The sequence below is a fragment of the Paraburkholderia metrosideri genome (assembly GCF_904848625.1).
Lineage (GTDB): Bacteria > Pseudomonadota > Gammaproteobacteria > Burkholderiales > Burkholderiaceae > Paraburkholderia > Paraburkholderia metrosideri.
Window position 1 is genome coordinate 144,110 of the sequence record NZ_CAJHCP010000004.1, and the last position, 16,641, is coordinate 160,750.

At 62.9% G+C, this 16,641-nt stretch carries 17 protein-coding genes; 9 read left to right on the forward strand and 8 right to left on the reverse strand.

Annotated elements, in window-relative coordinates:
- Positions 1-63: 63 nt before the first annotated feature.
- On the reverse strand, positions 64-1,014 hold the full coding sequence (locus LMG28727_RS09290; protein ID WP_201642010.1) for a LysR family transcriptional regulator: 951 nt from the start codon (positions 1,012-1,014) through the stop codon (positions 64-66).
- 210 nt (positions 1,015-1,224) lie between these two features.
- Between LMG28727_RS09290 and LMG28727_RS09295 the strand changes: the two genes are divergently transcribed.
- The 5 genes from LMG28727_RS09295 (at position 1,225) to LMG28727_RS09315 (ending at position 6,331) form a co-directional block, all read left to right on the forward strand.
- A complete protein-coding gene (locus tag LMG28727_RS09295; protein WP_201642011.1) occupies positions 1,225-2,157 on the forward strand; it encodes a dihydrodipicolinate synthase family protein in 933 nt (310 codons plus the stop codon).
- Between the two features lie 476 nt (positions 2,158-2,633).
- On the forward strand, positions 2,634-3,203 hold the full coding sequence (locus tag LMG28727_RS09300; RefSeq protein ID WP_201642012.1) for an RNA polymerase sigma factor: 570 nt from the start codon (positions 2,634-2,636) through the stop codon (positions 3,201-3,203).
- Positions 3,203-3,985, forward strand: coding sequence for an anti-sigma factor (locus tag LMG28727_RS09305; protein ID WP_201642013.1), 783 nt, complete (start codon positions 3,203-3,205; stop codon positions 3,983-3,985). The genes LMG28727_RS09300 and LMG28727_RS09305 overlap by 1 nt, the downstream gene beginning before the upstream one ends.
- A gap of 242 nt (positions 3,986-4,227) precedes the next feature.
- Positions 4,228-5,517: an NAD(P)/FAD-dependent oxidoreductase gene (locus tag LMG28727_RS09310; RefSeq protein ID WP_201642014.1), complete on the forward strand. Its 1,290-nt coding sequence runs from the start codon at positions 4,228-4,230 to the stop codon at positions 5,515-5,517.
- Between the two features lie 115 nt (positions 5,518-5,632).
- Positions 5,633-6,331, forward strand: coding sequence for a TetR family transcriptional regulator (locus tag LMG28727_RS09315; RefSeq protein ID WP_201642015.1), 699 nt, complete (start codon positions 5,633-5,635; stop codon positions 6,329-6,331).
- Positions 6,332-6,423: 92 nt separating this feature from the next.
- On the opposite strand, the gene LMG28727_RS09320 is transcribed toward LMG28727_RS09315, so the two are convergent.
- The 3 genes from LMG28727_RS09320 to aroQ all read right to left on the reverse strand — a co-directional run bounded on the left by LMG28727_RS09320 (position 6,424) and on the right by aroQ (position 9,275).
- On the reverse strand, positions 6,424-7,812 hold the full coding sequence (locus tag LMG28727_RS09320; RefSeq protein ID WP_201642016.1) for an MFS transporter: 1,389 nt from the start codon (positions 7,810-7,812) through the stop codon (positions 6,424-6,426).
- Positions 7,813-7,860: 48 nt separating this feature from the next.
- Positions 7,861-8,739: a shikimate dehydrogenase gene (locus LMG28727_RS09325; RefSeq protein WP_201642017.1), complete on the reverse strand. Its 879-nt coding sequence runs from the start codon at positions 8,737-8,739 to the stop codon at positions 7,861-7,863.
- 80 nt (positions 8,740-8,819) lie between these two features.
- Positions 8,820-9,275, reverse strand: a complete 456-nt coding sequence (gene aroQ / locus LMG28727_RS09330) for a type II 3-dehydroquinate dehydratase (protein ID WP_201642018.1) — start codon at positions 9,273-9,275, stop codon at positions 8,820-8,822.
- Between the two features lie 356 nt (positions 9,276-9,631).
- Between aroQ and LMG28727_RS09335 the strand changes: the two genes are divergently transcribed.
- From LMG28727_RS09335 to LMG28727_RS09345, 3 genes are all read left to right on the forward strand, one after another.
- Positions 9,632-11,515, forward strand: coding sequence for a bifunctional sugar phosphate isomerase/epimerase/4-hydroxyphenylpyruvate dioxygenase family protein (locus LMG28727_RS09335; RefSeq protein WP_201642019.1), 1,884 nt, complete (start codon positions 9,632-9,634; stop codon positions 11,513-11,515).
- 160 nt (positions 11,516-11,675) lie between these two features.
- Positions 11,676-12,008 (forward strand): hypothetical protein, encoded by a 333-nt coding sequence (locus tag LMG28727_RS09340; protein WP_201642020.1) that lies wholly within the window; start codon positions 11,676-11,678, stop codon positions 12,006-12,008.
- A 187-nt stretch (positions 12,009-12,195) separates the two neighbouring features.
- A complete protein-coding gene (locus LMG28727_RS09345) occupies positions 12,196-12,465 on the forward strand; it encodes a hypothetical protein (protein WP_201642021.1) in 270 nt (89 codons plus the stop codon).
- Positions 12,466-12,594: 129 nt separating this feature from the next.
- On the opposite strand, the gene LMG28727_RS09350 is transcribed toward LMG28727_RS09345, so the two are convergent.
- The 3 genes from LMG28727_RS09350 to LMG28727_RS09360 form a co-directional block, all read right to left on the reverse strand.
- Positions 12,595-12,924 carry a hypothetical protein gene (locus LMG28727_RS09350; protein ID WP_201642022.1) on the reverse strand — a complete coding sequence of 110 codons (330 nt, stop codon included), beginning with the start codon at positions 12,922-12,924 and terminating at the stop codon, positions 12,595-12,597.
- Between the two features lie 10 nt (positions 12,925-12,934).
- Positions 12,935-13,705 carry an AraC family transcriptional regulator gene (locus LMG28727_RS09355; protein WP_201642023.1) on the reverse strand — a complete coding sequence of 257 codons (771 nt, stop codon included), beginning with the start codon at positions 13,703-13,705 and terminating at the stop codon, positions 12,935-12,937.
- Positions 13,706-13,944: 239 nt separating this feature from the next.
- Positions 13,945-14,700 carry a response regulator transcription factor gene (locus LMG28727_RS09360; protein ID WP_201642024.1) on the reverse strand — a complete coding sequence of 252 codons (756 nt, stop codon included), beginning with the start codon at positions 14,698-14,700 and terminating at the stop codon, positions 13,945-13,947.
- A gap of 357 nt (positions 14,701-15,057) precedes the next feature.
- Here LMG28727_RS09360 and LMG28727_RS09365 point away from each other — a divergent pair, with 357 nt between their 5' ends.
- Positions 15,058-16,359: an MFS transporter gene (locus LMG28727_RS09365; RefSeq protein WP_201642025.1), complete on the forward strand. Its 1,302-nt coding sequence runs from the start codon at positions 15,058-15,060 to the stop codon at positions 16,357-16,359.
- Here the strand turns inward: LMG28727_RS09365 and LMG28727_RS09370 are convergent.
- Entirely contained in the window at positions 16,334-16,609 is a 276-nt protein-coding gene (locus LMG28727_RS09370; protein ID WP_201642026.1) for a hypothetical protein, read from the reverse strand. The two genes, LMG28727_RS09365 and LMG28727_RS09370, sit on opposite strands and share 26 nt — an antisense overlap.
- Positions 16,610-16,641: the final 32 nt, after the last annotated feature.

A 16,641-nucleotide genomic window follows, 5' to 3' on the forward strand; every position in this document is an offset into this window, starting at 1 on the left:
CGTCTTTCCAACGTCGAAAAACCCGCTGTTTCAGCCCATTTTGCAGGTCTGCAACGCGTCGGCTCAGGTCGGCTCGTGCGCAACGAGCGCCCCCTGTTCCCGCAGCAACTCGATGAACCGTTCCGCCGGCGGCGACAGCACCCCGCCCTTGCGCGTCACGACGCCAAAAGTCTGCGACGGCGACTTGAGTTTGACCGGCACCACGCGCAGCATCTTCTGCCGAACGAACATCGCGGCAATCGCGGTGGGCAGCAGCGACACCAGATCGGCGCTGCTTTGCAGCAGCGCAACCGTCACGAACGTGGATGCGGTCGAAACCGGGTTGTCCGGCATGTCGAGGCCGGCCAGGTCCATTTCCCGTTCGAGCAGCGCATGCAACGGCATATGCGACGGATACATCACCCAGCGATGCCCCGCCAGATCGCGCAGTTTCACCTCCTTCTTCTGCCACGGCGGATGGCCATAACCCACCACGACCGACAATGGCTCGTCAGCCAGCGGACGATACTGATACTTCGCCGGATCGGTTGCGACCGCCGCGCGGCCAATCACCAGGTCGAGCCGGCCGTCGTCGAGTTGCGGCAGCATGCGCGCGCTGGTGTCCTCCATCACTTCGATGGAAAGATTGGGTTGCCCGGCATGCAAGCGGTTGAGCGCCGGCACCACCCATTCCGGAATCGCGCCCATGATCGCGCCGACCGCGAGCCGGCCGCCGCGCCCCGAACGGATTTCGGCGACGTCCTGGCATAACGCGGTGAGATCGGTCGCGACGAGGCGCGCGTAGCGGATCACGCAATGGCCGAGCTGATTGGGGATCATGCCGGTCTTCGAGCGTTCGAACAGCGGCGCGTCGAGCATCGATTCCAGCTCCTGCAACGCCTTGCTGGCCGCCGATTGCGTCATCGACATCGCGCCGGCGGCTTTGTGCAGCGACTTGAGGTCGTCTAGCGCGATCAGCAATTGCAGCTGCTTCATCCGCAATCGGGATAGCAGAACGTTGAAGGTGTCTTTCATGGATGACGGGCGGCTCGGTGAGGGCTCGACGAGGTGAGTCGCAAAAGCGATCACAAGATGGAAACAATTCAATATACCCGCGCGACGAGCCGCCGTATAGTCGGCGGCAACTGCGTTGCAGGAGGCCGGAGCAGCTGCTGACGCACTCGCCACGGCCCACCGGGACAGTCGACAACCCCGTCCGATCATTCAAAGATAACGAGACACACCATGACCCAAACCTCTCACCCGGCCGCATTGCGCGGCGTGTTCCCCGTCGTCCCGACCATCTTCGACGAAGCGGGCCGCCTCGACCTCGAAGGCCAGAAACGCTGCATCGACTTCATGATCGATGCGGGTTCGAACGGCCTGTGCATTCTGGCGAACTTCTCCGAGCAATTCGCGCTGTCCGACGACGAACGCAATACGCTGATGCACCTCGCGCTCGACCACGTCGCGGGCCGCGTGCCGGTGATCGTCACGACCACGCATTTCAGCTCGCACCAGTGCGCCGAGCGCAGCCGCGCGGCGCAAGCCGCGGGTGCGTCGATGGTGATGATCATGCCGCCGTATCACGGCGCAACGATCCGCATCGGCGAAAAGGGGATTGATGAGTTTTATCGCGCCGTGTCCAACGCGATCCAGATTCCCATCATGATCCAGGACGCGCCGGTCAGCGGCACGGCGCTGTCCGCGCCGTTCCTCGCCCGGATGGCACGTGAGATCGACAACGTGTCGTACTTCAAGATCGAAACGCCGCAGGCAGCGAACAAGCTACGCGAGTTGATCGAACTCGGCGGCGATTCGATCGTGGGTCCGTGGGATGGCGAAGAAGCCATCACGCTGATGGCCGATCTGGACGCGGGCGCGACCGGTTCGATGACGGGTGGCGGTTATGCCGACGGTATCCGTCTGATCGTCGACGCGTATGCATCAGGCGATACCGAAGCCGCTGCCGCGCACTATCAGCAGTGGCTGCCGCTGATCAACTACGAGAACCGCCAGGGTGGCCTCGCGTCGTGCAAAGCGTTGATGAAGGAAGGTGGCGTGATCCGCTCGGACGCGGTGCGTCATCCTTTGCCGGCCATGCATCCCGCTACGCGCGAAGGGCTGCTGAAGGTCGCGCGACGGCTCGACCCGCTGGTATTGCGCTGGGGACATTGAGCTTCGTGCCAAAGCGCGTTCCCGAAGCGCGCTCACTGCGCTGCGTCGTTCATACACGCAAGCGCATGCCGGAAAAACGGCAAAACTCGGGGCGCTGACTCGTTCCGCTGCGGGCGCTAGCTGAAACATCCGCTAGCACCCGAACCTCAAACAGACAGAACGTGCCGGGACTCCCCGACCAAGCTATGCTCGCCCGCGATGCTTTATCCATCTCGCATCGCGTGGCTCCGTTGCCGGCCGTTTGTTCAGGCTCATCCAACGGGACTGGTCTCCCTGCAAAACCCACCCCGAGCTGCTCTGCCTGGCCCAGGCCATATCACGCGCTGTCGCGTTGAACATCGGCACACGTTGCCTGGGCCCTGCCGCGATATACGCGCGTTATCGCCAAACAGATGCGGGAGCGAGGGAAAAAACCACATATAAGTGAACGGAGAAATTGAGTACCATAGGTCCGCAAGCTCAACCTACCTCTTCCCATGACCGCCAATCCTCGAGAACTGACGCCGGAAACCCTCGCCGAGCTGCTCGAACGCATTGCCAAAGAAGATGCAGCGGCATTGCGCGAGCTATATGATCTCGCCGCCCCGAAACTGTTTGGCCTCGCCCTCCGTATATTGAGCAAGCATGAGTGGGCGGAAGAAGTCTTGCAGGACAGCTTCGTCAATATCTGGCGCTTTGCCGGCGATTATCGCCGCGCACTGTCCGCGCCGATGACGTGGATGTCGGCGATCGTCCGCAACCGTGCTCTCGATCACCTGCGGCGAGTCAACACGCAGGAAACAGAATGGAGCGATGCGTTGGACGATCTCGTGGCAAGCGGCGACCCGGATCCCGAAGCGCTGACCGGGGTCAGCCTGCAGGCACGTTTGCTCGCAGGCTGCATGCAGCAACTGGAGCCGGCCCAGCGTCAGGCGGTTGCGCTCGCCTACCTGCGCGATCAGAGTCATAGCGAGATCGCCGAAGTGCTGACGGTGCCGCTCGGCACCATCAAGTCGTGGATAAGACGGGGTCTCGCCAAGCTGAAAACCTGTCTGGGAGGCGAGTGATGAATCTGACTCGTTATCCTCAACTGGTCGATCTGCTGGCTGCCGAGTATGTGCTCGGCACGTTGCGCGGTGGCGCGCGGCGGCGCTTTCAAACCTATGCCGATCAGAACACGGCCGTTCGTGGGGCCGTCGACGAATGGCAGCGGCGGCTCTCGCCGATGGCCGAGCTCGCGGAACCGCGCATGCCGCCCGCCGCCGTATGGGAAGCGATCGAGCGACGGCTGGGCCTTACCAGCGCGCGCGAGGCCGCGCGGCCGCGTACCGTGGTGGAGACACCCGCACGTCCGTCACGCAGTCTGTTCGACAACCTCGCGTTCTGGCGCGGCTGGGCGATCGGCGTCACGGCGCTGGCGGCAGTGGCCGTGGTCGTTGCCGTGCGTTCGCTGTTGCCGTCCGCGACGACGCAGCCTGCCGCGCCAACCGTCGCGCAACAACCCGAAGCCGCCGTTTCGCATGTGGCCGTGCTGAACAACCAGGACTCGCATCCGGTGATGCTGGTCGCGTGGGATGAAACCCATTCGACCATGACGCTGCATCCGCTTGGCAAGGTCGACCTGCCTGCGGGCCGGGCGATGGAATTGTGGGGGATTCCGGCGAGCGGGCATCCGGTGGCGCTCGGCATGTTGCCGGACAGCGCGAGCGGCAAGCTGCCCGCTGGTCAGCAGAAGCCGGAGAGTTATGCGGCGCTGGCGGTGTCGATCGAAGCGCCGGGCGGCTCGCCGAATCCGAATGCGCCGACCGGGCCGGTGGTGTTTAGCGGCAAGTTGTTGCCGGTGTCTTGAGATTCAGCGGATGCGTTGGTGTCGGGTAGGTGCCGGCCTGGCGCCGGTCCGCGGCACTACGAAGAAGCCGGTGTTCGTTTCGGACGAGCACCGGCTTTTATTTGCATGATGCCGTTCGTGGCGACGCGGGCGGCTCACCCGCCACTTGTTCGACCTCGTCTTCCGCGCTCCGCGCCGGGCTTCGCCCCCCACCCCCGTCCGGCGACTGGACGTCATCACGACATTCCCGCTACCCTAGCCCCATGCCAAGCTTTTACGAAGCCACTGTCTCCCGTCCGTTTTCCTACCCGCCACTGTCCGGCCGACGCAGTGCCAACGTCTGCATCATCGGCGGCGGGCTGGCGGGATTGTCCACGGCGCTGGGATTGGCCGAACGCGGGGTCGCCGATGTCGTCGTGCTCGAAGCCCAACAGGTCGGTTTCGGCGCGTCGGGCCGCAACGGCGGCTTTGTGTTCGGGGGCTACAGCCTCGATTGCGCCGATCTGCTGAAAGCTCTCGGCCCTACCCTCGCCCGCGAACTCTACGCACTGACCACCGGCGCCGTCGATCTGATGCGCACGCGCATCGCGCGCTACCGGATCGATTGCGACGCAACCGACGCCGGCGTGATCCTCGCCAACTGGTTCGACGAACCCGCGCGGCTGGAAACGCAGCGTCGTCTGATGCGCGATTCGTTCGATGTCGAATGGCAGCCGCTTTCACGCGCACAACTCACATCGCAACTGAAGACGCCTCGCTATCATGGCGGCCTGTTCGAGCGCAACGCGTTCCACTTCCATCCGCTCAAGTACGTGCTCGGCGTGGCCCATGCAGCCGCCGGACAACGCGTCATCCTTCACGAACATTCGCCGGTCGTGCGCCTGCAGCGCGACGGCGCCGGCTTCCAGGTTCACACGCCGCAAGGCACGCTCGACGCGCAGCACGTGGTGATGGCGGGCGGCGGCTATGCCCGCAACGTCTACCCGCGAGTCGAACGTGCGGTGCTGCCGATCGCCACCTACGTGATGGCGACCGAGCCGCTCGGCACCCGCCTGAACGAGGCCATCGACACCCGCGCCGCCGTGTACGACACCCGCTTCGCCTTCGACTACTACCGACCGCTCCCCGACACACGCATTCTGTGGGGCGGCCGCATCTCGATACGCGAGCGTTCGCCCGACGTCATCGCCCGCCTGCTGAGGCAGGATCTGCTGAAGGTCTACCCACAATTGAGCGACGTGCGAATCGACTACGCATGGGGCGGCCTGATGAGCTACGCACGGCACAAGATGCCGCAAATCGGCCGGAGCACGGAGGGTGTCTGGTACGCGGTCGGCTTCGGCGGACACGGTATGGCGCCGACCACCGTCTCCGGCGAACTGCTCGCGGCCGCGATTGCCGGTGAGCGTGCGGTGCCCGACGCGTTCGCCAGGTTCGGCCTGACCCCCGCCTACGGCGCGCTCGGCCTCGCCGCCGCGCAAATCACGTATACCACGATGCAAACGCGCGACGCGTTCGCCGCGCGTCGCCGGCCTGCGGGTCCCGTCGTATGAGGTATCGCACTCCCCGCCCATGGATACCCGTAAGCTCGCCATCGACGCCCGAAAGCTGCGCCGGAGGCCGGTTTGAGCATGCTAAAATGCGCCGTCAATGCCGCTCGAATACACAATGAAAAAGGGAAGCAAGGCCGCCGAGCCTGATACCAACGGCATCCCGTCAGACACTGCGCCGCGCGCCGACGCCCGGCGCAAGTACGACCCCGAACAGACGAAGCGCAACATTCTCGACGTCGCGACGCAGGAGTTCTCCGCGATGGGCCTGACAGGTGCGCGCGTCGACGCGATCGCGGAACGCACGAACACCACCAAGCGCATGCTGTACTACTACTTCGGTAGCAAGGAAGGGTTGTATCAGGCGGTGCTGGAGAAGGTGTATGGAGACATCCGTGCGCTCGAACAGGACCTGCACATCAGCGAACTCGATCCCGTTGAAGGCATGCGCGCGCTGGTCGAATTCACGTTCGACTATCACGACCGCCAGCGCGACTTCGTGCGCCTCGTGACGATCGAGAACATTCACGGCGCGAAGTACGTCGAGCAGGTGAAGACGTTCAAAGGCCGCAACGTCACCGTCATTCACACCATTGAAGATCTGCTCAGGCGCGGTATCGAAGCCGGGCAGTTCCGCGACGACCTCGACCCGATCGACCTGCATCTGATGATCAGTTCGTTGTGCTTTCACCGTGTAGGTAATCGCCATACGTTCGGCACGGCGTTTGGACGCGATCCGTCGCATCCGCGCTTGCGCGCACGGCATCGTGCCATGATCGTCGACGCGGTACTGCGGTTCGTGCGTAAGGAAGATTGAAGCAGCGGCGAATCGGCTTGAAATGAAAAACGGGACGTGGTGTAAGCCACGTCCCGTTTTTTATGCGTTCTCGAATCAGGCGGTCAGGCCGTTCAGTCCACCAGCACGATCCGCTTGATATCGCCGACGATAAAGATATACGACAGCGCGCCGACCATCGCGATCGCGCCGATGAACACCAGTGCGCCGACGAACGAGCCGGTCGCCGCGACGATGAAACCCACCACCAGCGGCGTGACGATGCCCGCCACGTTGGCCGCGAAGTTGAAGATACCGCCGGTCACGCCGAGCAGACCTTCGGGCGCGATATCGGACACCAGCGTCCAGCCCAGCGCGGCCATGCCTTGCGCAAAAAACGCGACCGACAGGATTACGATCACTGTCACGTTGCTCTCGACATAGTTGGCGAGAATGATGGTCGAGGCGAGCAGCAGCCCGGTGATGATCGGCAGCTTGCGAGCGACGTTCGGCGACTTGCCGCGACGCAGCAGCCAGTCGGAGAAGAAGCCGCCGAACATCACGCCGATCGATGCCGCAATGAACGGCATGATCGCGAAGAAGCCGATCTTCAGCCAGGCCATGTGGCGCTCGGTGGCCAGATACGTCGGGAACCACGTGAGGAAGAACACCAGCGTCGAATTGCCCGCGAACTGACCCAGGCAAATCCCGCTCAGTTGACGATGCTTGAGCAGGCGTCCAATCGTGCGCCATTCGAAGCCGCTTTTGGCCTTCACCGCCGATGCCGACGCCGACGCTGACGTACTCTCGGCTTCAGCGCCCTTCTTGCGCTGCGTCAGACCACCACCCGCTTCGATATAGTCCAGCTCAGCCTGGTTCACCGTCGGATGATCGGCCGGCTCACGATAGAACTTCCACCAGATCAGGCCGAACACCAGCCCCACCCCACCGACGACGTAGAACAGCGAACGCCAGCCGAACGCGCCCATCAGCATGAACAGGAACGGGCTGAAAAACGCCAGGCCGATGTATTCGCCGACCGTGTACGTGCCGGTGGCCATCGCGCGCTCGCTCTGCGGGAACCAGGTGGCGACCACCCGGCTATTGGTCGGAAAGCATGGCGCTTCCGACACCCCCAGCCCCAGCCGGAATGCGAACAGCGCGCCGATCCCATGCACCAGTCCTTGCGCGAGCGTGCACAAGGACCAGAACGTCATCGACAGGAAGTAGGTCAGCTTGCTGCCGAAGCGGTCGAGAAACAGGCCGCCCGGAATCTGCGCAGCCACATAGCTCCACGAGAACACGGAGAACAGCAGCCCCATCAGCGCGGCGTTGATGCCGAGCTCCTTCGTCAACTGCGGCGCGGCGATGCCGAGCACCGTGCGGTCGAGATAATTGATCATCGTGCCAACCGCAAGCAGCGCGAGAACCTGATAGCGCGCTTTCGAACGGCGGGCAGTGCTCACCGCGGCGCTCTTCTGCAAGGAGGCGTCGGCGGGAGTGGATTGAATCGGCTGCGGCATGGGGTAGGTTTCTCCTCAATCTATTGGTATACCGGCTTTCGCTGCCGGTTAGCGTCCCAGCAACGACTGGAAATGGGTGTACACGCGCTCGGCATCCGGTTCGAGGCCGGTGAAGATGCGCATGGCGTCGACCGCCTGGTAGACCGCCATGCCACCGCCGCTCAGCGTGCGGCAACCGAGCGCTTCGGCGGCCTGCAGCAACGCCGTGCGGATCGGGAAATAGACGATGTCCGCCACCCACAGATCGCGGTGCAGCAACTCGACCGGCAACGGCAGGCCGGGCAACTTCGCCATGCCGGTCGGGGTCGCGTGAATCAGGCCGTTGGCAGCGGCAAGCGACTCCGCGAGCGACGTGCCGGCGTTGACCGTGGCGGCCGGGAAGCGCTTCTGCAATTCGTCGGCAAGCGAGGCCGCGCGCGACGCGTCCACGTCGAACAGCGTCAGCGATTTCGCGCCCATGTTCAGCGCGGCATGCGCGACCGCCGCACCCGCACCGCCCGCGCCGAGCTGCACCACACGTTCCAGCGACACATCCGGCAAGCCGCGCTGGAATGCCCGCGCGAAACCGGACCAGTCGGTGTTGTGGCCGATGCGTTTGCCGTCCTTGAACAGCACCGTGTTGACCGCGCCGAGTGCGCGGGCGTCGTCGGAGAGTTCGTCGAGCAAAGGAATGACCGCCTGCTTGCACGGATATGTGATGTTCAGTCCATTGAAGCCCATCCGTTCGGCGGCAGTGAGCAGATCGGGCAGCGCGGCGCTGTCGAGCTTCAATGCTTCAAGGTCAATCCGGCGATACACATAGTGCAGACCGAGCTTGCTGCCCTCTTCTTCGTGCATCGCGGGAGTCAGCGATCCGCCGATGCCCGAGCCGATCAGACCGACCAGATAGGAATGTGGAGTTGCCTGGGAGCTGGTTTGTGCGTTCATGGAGAGGCTCGATGTTGAGTTCGCTGAGGGGTTGGCAGGGGCGCGCATTGGTTCGTTCGCTGGTGCGTTCGCTTGCGAGTTCACTTCGCCGCCCTATTCTTAAGAATAGTGGCCATGCGCTCCAGCGCGAGAACGTAACCCTGCGTTCCACAGCCGACGATGATCGCGTCCGCCACCGCCGACACATACGAGTGATGCCGGAACGCCTCACGCCGATGCACATTCGAAATATGCACTTCGATAACCGGCTTCTCGATCGCGGTGAGCGCGTCGGCAATGGCGACCGACGTATGCGTATAAGCCGCCGGATTGATCACGATGCCGTCGACCTTGGTGCGCGCCGCATGCAGCCAGTCGATCAGTTGATGCTCGGCGTTCGACTGACAGAAGTCGATAGACAGATCGAGGCGCTCGCCCGCATCGCGGCACAGCTTCGCGACGTCGTCGAGCGTTTCCGAGCCATAGAAGGCCGGCTCACGCGTGCCGAGCAGATTGAGGTTCGGTCCATTCAGGACCAGTACGGAGGCAAAACTCATGACAGCGGCTCCTGCAAAATAAAGCGCCAGGCACACCTCGGCATCCGGGGCGGCTCTACAACGTGTGGCGAAGTGTGCGCGCATTGGCCGTCGCCGTCATTCGGGGTTTCTACGAATTTGTACCATCTAGTTAGTTTGTATACACTGACGGCACTTCGGTTAGTGTGGGCTACTCTGGCCTGCGTCCTGCACGTGCGTTCCGGGTGGATTGGGCGTAGCGTGTGCGTGCAAACCATCAGCGCCGTTTGCGCATTGCAGCATCGCGCCTCTCGCGGCCATGCGTGCGCCGGGTGCGCCGCGTTAGCCGTCGTACGTATTCATCAACCGCCGTTTGATAGTTAATGCAGGAGCCGTTCATGCAACGTTCGATTGCCACCGTGTCGATTAGCGGAACCCTCGTCGAGAAGTTGACCGCGATCCGGGCGGCGGGCTTCGAAGGCGTCGAGATCTTCGAGAACGACCTGTTGTACTTCGACGGCTCGCCCGCCGACGTGCGGCGCATCGCCGACGATCTCGGGCTGAAGATCATGCTGTTCCAGCCGTTCCGCGATTTCGACGGCGTCAGTCCGGAGCGTCTCGAACGCAATCTTGATCGCGCAAAGCGCAAGTTCGACGTGATGCACGAACTGGGCACCGACCGCATTCTGGTGTGCAGCAACGTGTCGCCGGACACGATCGGCGACGATTCGCTGATGATCGACCAGTTGGGCGCGCTGGCCCGCGCGGCGGGCGAGGCCGGCGTGATCGCCGGCTACGAGGCGCTGGCGTGGGGCAAGCACGTCAAGACGTATCGCCATGCGTGGAAGCTGGTCGACGCGGTCAATCATCCGAATCTCGGGCTGGTGCTCGACAGCTTTCACACGCTGTCATTGAACGACACCGTCGACGCGATCGCCGACATTCCGGGCGACCGTATCACCTTCGTGCAGATCGCCGACGCGCCGAAGCTCGTGATGGACGTGCTCGAATGGAGCCGCCACTACCGCTGCTTCCCCGGTCAGGGCGATTTCGATCTGGCGAATTTCACCGCGCAGGTCGTGAAAACGGGCTACCAAGGCCCGCTTTCGCTGGAAATTTTCAACGACGGCTTTCGCGCCGCGCCGACCACGATCACCGCGGCCGACGGGCATCGCTCGTTGCTGTTCCTCGAAGAGCAGACCCGCAAGGTGCTCGAGGCCGCGCAGCAGCCTGTCGGCGACCTGTATAAGTCGCCCGCAGCGCCCGCGCACGTCGGCTACCAGTTCCTCGAATTCGCGGTCGACCACACCACGCGTGCGCAACTCGCCGACTGGCTCGGCAAGCTACGCTTTCGCCAGGCGGGTCGCCATCGTTCGAAAGAGGTGACGCTGTATCAGCATGGCGCGGCGTCGATCGTGCTGAACGCCGAGCCGGATTCGTTCGCCAATGCGTTCTTCCAGCAGCATGGTTTGTCGCTGTGCGCATCCGCGTTCCGGGTAGACGACGCCAATCAGGCGTTCGAGCGCGCCGCGGGTTTCGGCTACGCGCCGTTCTCCGGGCAGATCGGCCCGAACGAACGCGTGCTGCCGGCCGTCCAGGCACCGGACAGCAGCCTGAACTATTTCGTCGACGAAACCCCGGACCAGCCCACGCTGTTCGAAGCCGATTTCGTGCTGACCGACGTCAACGGGCCGACCGAAGTCGGTCCGCTGAGCCGGATCGACCACGTTTGCCTGTCGGTGCCGGCGAACACGCTGGACACCTGGGTGCTGTTCCTGCGCACCGCGCTGGGCTTCCAGGCGGAGCCTGGCGTGCTGGTGCCCGACCCGTACGGGCTGGTGCGCAGTCGCGCACTGCGCAGCCATGACGGATCGGTGCGGATCGTGCTGAACGCTTCCGTCGACCACCACACGGCGGTCGCCGAGGCGCTGCACACGTATCACGGCTCCGGTTTGAACCACGTCGCCTTTAGCACCGGCGATATTTTCAGCGCGATTCCCGAATTCGTCGCCGATGGCCTGCCGGTGCTGCGCATCCCGCGCAATTATTACGACGATCTGGCCGCGCGCTATGCGTTGCCCGACGACATGCTGGACGCATTGCGGGCGAACAATATCCTGTACGACCGCGATGAACGCGGCGGCGAGTTTTTCCACGCTTACACTGAGCAACTGGACCAGCGCTTCTTCATGGAGATCGTCGAACGGCGCGGCGGGTATGACGGCTATGGCGCGGCGAATGCGGCGGTGAGGCTGGCGGCGCAAGCTCAACGGCGCAAATAAGGGCTGGCTTCGGGGACGCAGGCACGGCACATGCGACTCCGGATCAGCCCGCCGCGCGGTCCCGATATAATGTGCGGCCGATTGATTGGCCCCTACCGCGCGGCCGCCCCGAAGCGGGCGTTATCCGAACCCGTCGGCTGAATGAAACGCCAGGAGAGATATGAAGAAGTTTGCCGTAGTCCTGTCAGTTCCCCTGCTCCTCAGCGCTTGCGCGTACTTCCAGAAGAATCCGGATGCCGGCGAGCCCGTCACCGACACCACCACGCAGCGCTCCGTCAACGACGTGGTTGCCTGCATGACGCAAGTGGCGACCAAACATAACGCCGCGTTCAAATCCACCGACATCCCTCAGGGTCAGATGCTGGATTTCGGCGACTCGAACATCGTCAAGGTACGTAGCGACAATGGCGCCACGACCTACCGTTTTTATGCCGGTAAGCGTCACGTCAACAATCTGTGGATCGAAGCAGCGGGCAAAACCTGCGCCCCGTAAGACTTTGCGGCGCAGTGGGCCGTAAGAGACCGTAAGGTACAGCGAGATAAAACAGCGGCCCACGTGACGGAAAGTTGTTCCAGTGCAATGTTCGTGTCACGGTGTTACAGGACAATGGAGTCTTAAGAATCGCTTAAGACTTCGTCCGCATCATGCACCGGACTTTACCCCGCACGAGGTGCGCACCATGACACAGCCCGATTACAACGATTACAACACGACTGACACCCCGGCGCCGGCCAAGCGGCCCACCATACTGCGCCGTCTGCTGAGCCATCATGAACTGGCGACGCTGCTGCTGTTGCTGCACGCTCCAATCGATGCTTCTGCCAAACCCGAGATTCCGCAGCTTCACGAAGCTGGCCTGATCGAAACCATTTCCGGCGATGCCGGCGCTTCGCATATTCGCCTCACGAGCGAAGGCAATGCAGTACTGCGCGGACTGGGCATCAAATAAGGGTTGTTGACGGTTTTTGCTATTCGCGGGTGATTCGCGCATAGCGGTTTCATCCACGGGCGGGGCCTTGCTACCCGACCCACGCTGCGGCAGCCAATTCATCGAAACCGCCGCAAACGGTGGCTCTTTTCAGGCCTGCCATACGCCGTATCCCGCTTCCCGTAAGCCAATCGCCAGTTCTACCTCCATGTCCTGCGCGCCGCGATACGGCATCGGATTGAACACCTCATACAACTCAGGCACAAGTCGCAAGCCGTAATCGCGTACATAGCGGTTGGCCTGAACGCCCGCCTTATGCCGGTCGAATCGTTGATCCGGGTCAAGCCCGGTCATTCCCACGTACACGCAAGGTTTGTCGAACCGGTAATCCGGATTCGCGCGACGAAAGCGCGCTTCGTTCCAGACCGTGTCGTCCAGTGCGACGACATAGACGTAATAGTGATGCCCGCGACGCCCCATGTGCAGCGGCTCAGTTCTGCGATGTGCCGTGCAGCAGCATCCGGTATTCGGTCGGCGTGATGCCGACCGTCGCCTTGAATTGCCGCGTGAATGCGCTGTGATCGGTGTAGCCGCAGAGCGCGGCGACATCGGTGACTTTGTCCTGCGAAACCAGCAGCGCCGTCGCGGCGTCCAGACGCGTTTTCAGCAATACCTGGCGCGGCGTCAGGTGAAACACCTTGTGAAAATAGCGCTCCAGTTGCGCGACCGACATATCCGCCATCGCGGCAAGCTGCTTCAGGTTAAGCGGCTGCACGTAGTTTTCCTGAATGGATTGCACCACCGCAGCGAGCCGGCTGTACGCGGGATGGCTGCTCTCGTCCGCCCTCAGATCGCGGGAAATGCCGGCGAGACCGACCACCCTGCCCGCCGCGTCACGCAGCGGCTGTTTGCAGGTCAGACACCAGCCTGGCTGACGGCCCGGATACAGGTGCAACTCCAGTTGATCGAGCATCTGATTGCCGACACCGATGATCGCCTTGTCCTGCGCGGTATAGATACGCCCGAAGCGGCGCGGAAAAACGTCTTCGGCGGTCTTGCCGAGCAGCGCCGTCTTCTCCTTGAAGCCGCAGCGCGAGGCCAGCGTGCGGTTGACCAGCGCGTAGCGCGCGTCGGCGTCCTTGACGAAAAAAACGACGTCCGGCATCGCGTCGAACACCGGTTCCAGCAACCGGAAGTGCGACAGCATGCCGGATAGCGTTGCATCGTCCGGTGGTGCGAGCGGGTGAGCCAGCGTGTTCATCGTGCGGGTCCCGTTGATCCGTGCGTGAATGAGTGCGTTTGCGGAGGGTTGCGCCGGCGCGGCCAGACGGCCAACGCGTGCGGACGATTATAGAGCGGTGCGAGTGGCAACAATAACCGGGCGTTATATGGATTGCCGGGCATTAGTCGGCGGGCGGCGGCACGGGGGTCGCACGGGTTGCCGGGACGCAGGACGAAGCTGCGGCTGTCGATGAGCGTCGGCCAGTCTGAACGACACTTTCACGAAAGCGGAACCGGCCGCATGCGCCCGGTTTCTGCGCCCCCCGCCAATTCGCCGGGCGACTGGCCCTGGCGCAGATGCAGCAGCCGGTAACCGCTTTTATAAACCGGTTGCAGCCGGAATTCGTTTTGCCCGTCGATCTCGAGCAGCAGGCGCAGCCGCGACACGTGACTGTCGATAGTGCGCGTGAATTCGCGGAACTCCCGGCCCCACACCATCGCAAAGATGTGATCGCGCGACATCACGCGACCGACGTTCGAAAAGAACAGCGACGCCAGCCGGTACTGGGTGCCCGATAGCTGGATCGGCTGGCCGCGCAGCATGACAAGCTGCCGATGGACGTCGAAGCGGTAAGGCCCGACCGCCAGATTGCTGGTGCCGAAACGGTCCGGATAGGCGCGCCGCAGCAACGCGCCGATACGCTCGCGAAATTCACCGGGGCGCAGCGGCAAGCCGACGTAGTCGTCGGCGCCATGGACGAAGGCGCGCACCATGCTGGCCTCGGACGTGTCGGCCGACGCGAACATCACCGGCACGCGGTCGCCGCCTATTCCGCGTACCGACCTCAGCAATTCGGCGCCGGAGAGCCGCGTGCCCTGCCAGTCCAGCACCAGCATATCGACAGTGGAACGCGCGAGCGCTTTCGACAGCGCCAGGCCGTCGTCGTACGCCTCGCACGTATGGTTGGCGCTCAAAATGGCCTGTTCGATCGACAGACGCATGACCGGGTCAGACTGCAAAACAGCAATGCGCATGGGATTTTGGTTCTTGATGGTTGGATCGGACGCCATTTTCTGAGGCGCACCCCGCGATCCCCATAAGACCAGTCTGAATTCGAAGTTGGTCACGCCAACTGACAGAGCACAACACCGACCATCGCTCAAAAATGTATCTTTAAGGGAACTTTCCTCAATCTAATTAAGCACTTCCTCAGGTAAATGGCTTTCGTCCTGTAAAATCGCCGCCTGGCCCCAGTCGTCATCGCGTTTGCCCTATCCGGGCAACGTGCCGGTGTCCCGTGCTCTACCCAGCGCTTGCCACACTTCTCGCCCGACGACCGCCGTATTTCCACGCGCCAAGTGTGGTTCCTCATTCCAAGACATGACATAGCAATGCAAGCGACAAATCTGGGTGGAGCGCAGGCTGTCACCCCACGCCCTCTTGGGCGCAGCGACTACAAGACGCTCGGTCTTGCCGCACTCGGCGGGGCTCTGGAGTTTTACGACTTCATCATTTTCGTGTTCTTCGCGCCGGCCATCGGTCAGTTGTTCTTCCCGACCGAGATGCCGGACTGGCTGCGTCAGGTGCAGACCTTCGGCATTTTCGCGGCAGGTTATCTGGCGCGGCCGCTGGGCGGCATCATCATGGCGCACTTTGGCGACCTGTTCGGCCGCAAGCGTATGTTCACGCTCAGCGTGCTGCTGATGTCGGTCCCGACGCTGCTGATGGGCCTGATGCCCACCTACGCCAGCATCGGCGTACTCGCGCCGGTGCTGCTGCTGTTGTTCCGCGTGATGCAAGGCGCGGCGGTGGGCGGCGAAGTGCCGGGCGCATGGGTGTTCGTGTCCGAACACGTGCCGCAACGGCACATCGGCTATGCATGCGGCACGCTGACAGCAGGCCTCACGGCCGGCATCCTGCTCGGTTCGCTGATTGCGTCGGCGGTCAATCACCATTTCGCGCCTGCGGAAATTTCCGCGTACGCGTGGCGAATCCCGTTCCTGGTAGGCGGCGTGTTCGGTATGTTCTCGGTGTATCTGCGCCGCTGGCTGCACGAAACGCCGGTATTCGCCGAACTCAAGCAACGCAAGGCGATTGCCGCCGAGGTGCCGCTGAAGGCCGTGCTGCGAGACCATGGCCGTGCGGTGATCGTGTCGATGCTGCTCACGTGGATGCTGTCGGCGGCGATCGTCGTCGTGATCCTGATGACGCCGACGTTGCTGCAAAAGCAATTCCATATCGCACCGACGACCGCGTTGCTGGCAAACTGCGTCGCCACGCTGTGCCTGACGATCGGCTGCGTGATGGCGGGTTCGATCGCCGGGCGTATCGGTGCCGGGAAGACGATTTTCATCGGCGGACTTGCACTGGCTATCACTTACTACGTGATGTTCCAGCAACTCGCCGTCGATACGTCATCGTTGGTGCCGCTGTATGCACTGGCCGGTCTGTTCGTTGGCGTGATCGGCGCGATTCCGTTCGTGATGGTCAAGGCATTTCCGCCGGCCGTGCGCTTTTCGGGTATTTCGTTCTCGTATAACGTCGCCTACGCGGTGTTTGGCGGACTGACGCCGATCGCCGTGTCGCTGATGATGAAGTCGAACCCGATGGCCGCACCGACTTATGTCGCCGTGATCTGCGTGCTTGGGGCGTTGACTACGCTATTTATCAAGGACTCTTCGCACGCGCGCTGATTGACGCGGCTTTCTTGACGCGGCTTTCTGCGTTTTGTACTTGTTTCGCGACGGCGCTCTCTGGAGCGCCGTTGTTGTTTGCGGCGAGCGTTTTATCTCCACGCAGCGGCTGCGGCGCGCTGATGATTCGAGCGGTGTTTTGCCGGCCTGGTTGGGGGCGATACACGACGCCATCGGTCAAGCGGCTGCGGCACGCTGGTGATTCGAGCAGCGTCTTGCGGGACTGGTTGGGAGCGATGAACGACAGCATCGCTCAACCGGCTGCAGCATCTGCAGGCCGGT

Excerpts from the sequence above, each read along its gene's own strand:
- LMG28727_RS09290 (WP_201642010.1), bottom strand. The coding sequence starts at position 1,014 with ATGAAAGACACCTTCAACGTTCTGCTATCCCGATTGCGGATGAAGCAG.
- LMG28727_RS09295 (WP_201642011.1), top strand. The coding sequence starts at position 1,225 with ATGACCCAAACCTCTCACCCGGCCGCATTGCGCGGCGTGTTCCCCGTC.
- LMG28727_RS09300 (WP_201642012.1), top strand. The coding sequence starts at position 2,634 with ATGACCGCCAATCCTCGAGAACTGACGCCGGAAACCCTCGCCGAGCTG.
- LMG28727_RS09305 (WP_201642013.1), top strand. The coding sequence starts at position 3,203 with ATGAATCTGACTCGTTATCCTCAACTGGTCGATCTGCTGGCTGCCGAG.
- LMG28727_RS09310 (WP_201642014.1), top strand. The coding sequence starts at position 4,228 with ATGCCAAGCTTTTACGAAGCCACTGTCTCCCGTCCGTTTTCCTACCCG.
- LMG28727_RS09315 (WP_201642015.1), top strand. The coding sequence starts at position 5,633 with ATGAAAAAGGGAAGCAAGGCCGCCGAGCCTGATACCAACGGCATCCCG.
- LMG28727_RS09320 (WP_201642016.1), bottom strand. The coding sequence starts at position 7,812 with ATGCCGCAGCCGATTCAATCCACTCCCGCCGACGCCTCCTTGCAGAAG.
- LMG28727_RS09325 (WP_201642017.1), bottom strand. The coding sequence starts at position 8,739 with ATGAACGCACAAACCAGCTCCCAGGCAACTCCACATTCCTATCTGGTC.
- aroQ (WP_201642018.1), bottom strand. The coding sequence starts at position 9,275 with ATGAGTTTTGCCTCCGTACTGGTCCTGAATGGACCGAACCTCAATCTG.
- LMG28727_RS09335 (WP_201642019.1), top strand. The coding sequence starts at position 9,632 with ATGCAACGTTCGATTGCCACCGTGTCGATTAGCGGAACCCTCGTCGAG.
- LMG28727_RS09340 (WP_201642020.1), top strand. The coding sequence starts at position 11,676 with ATGAAGAAGTTTGCCGTAGTCCTGTCAGTTCCCCTGCTCCTCAGCGCT.
- LMG28727_RS09345 (WP_201642021.1), top strand. The coding sequence starts at position 12,196 with ATGACACAGCCCGATTACAACGATTACAACACGACTGACACCCCGGCG.
- LMG28727_RS09350 (WP_201642022.1), bottom strand. The coding sequence starts at position 12,924 with ATGGGGCGTCGCGGGCATCACTATTACGTCTATGTCGTCGCACTGGAC.
- LMG28727_RS09355 (WP_201642023.1), bottom strand. The coding sequence starts at position 13,705 with ATGAACACGCTGGCTCACCCGCTCGCACCACCGGACGATGCAACGCTA.
- LMG28727_RS09360 (WP_201642024.1), bottom strand. The coding sequence starts at position 14,700 with ATGCGCATTGCTGTTTTGCAGTCTGACCCGGTCATGCGTCTGTCGATC.
- LMG28727_RS09365 (WP_201642025.1), top strand. The coding sequence starts at position 15,058 with ATGCAAGCGACAAATCTGGGTGGAGCGCAGGCTGTCACCCCACGCCCT.
- LMG28727_RS09370 (WP_201642026.1), bottom strand. The coding sequence starts at position 16,609 with ATGCTGTCGTTCATCGCTCCCAACCAGTCCCGCAAGACGCTGCTCGAA.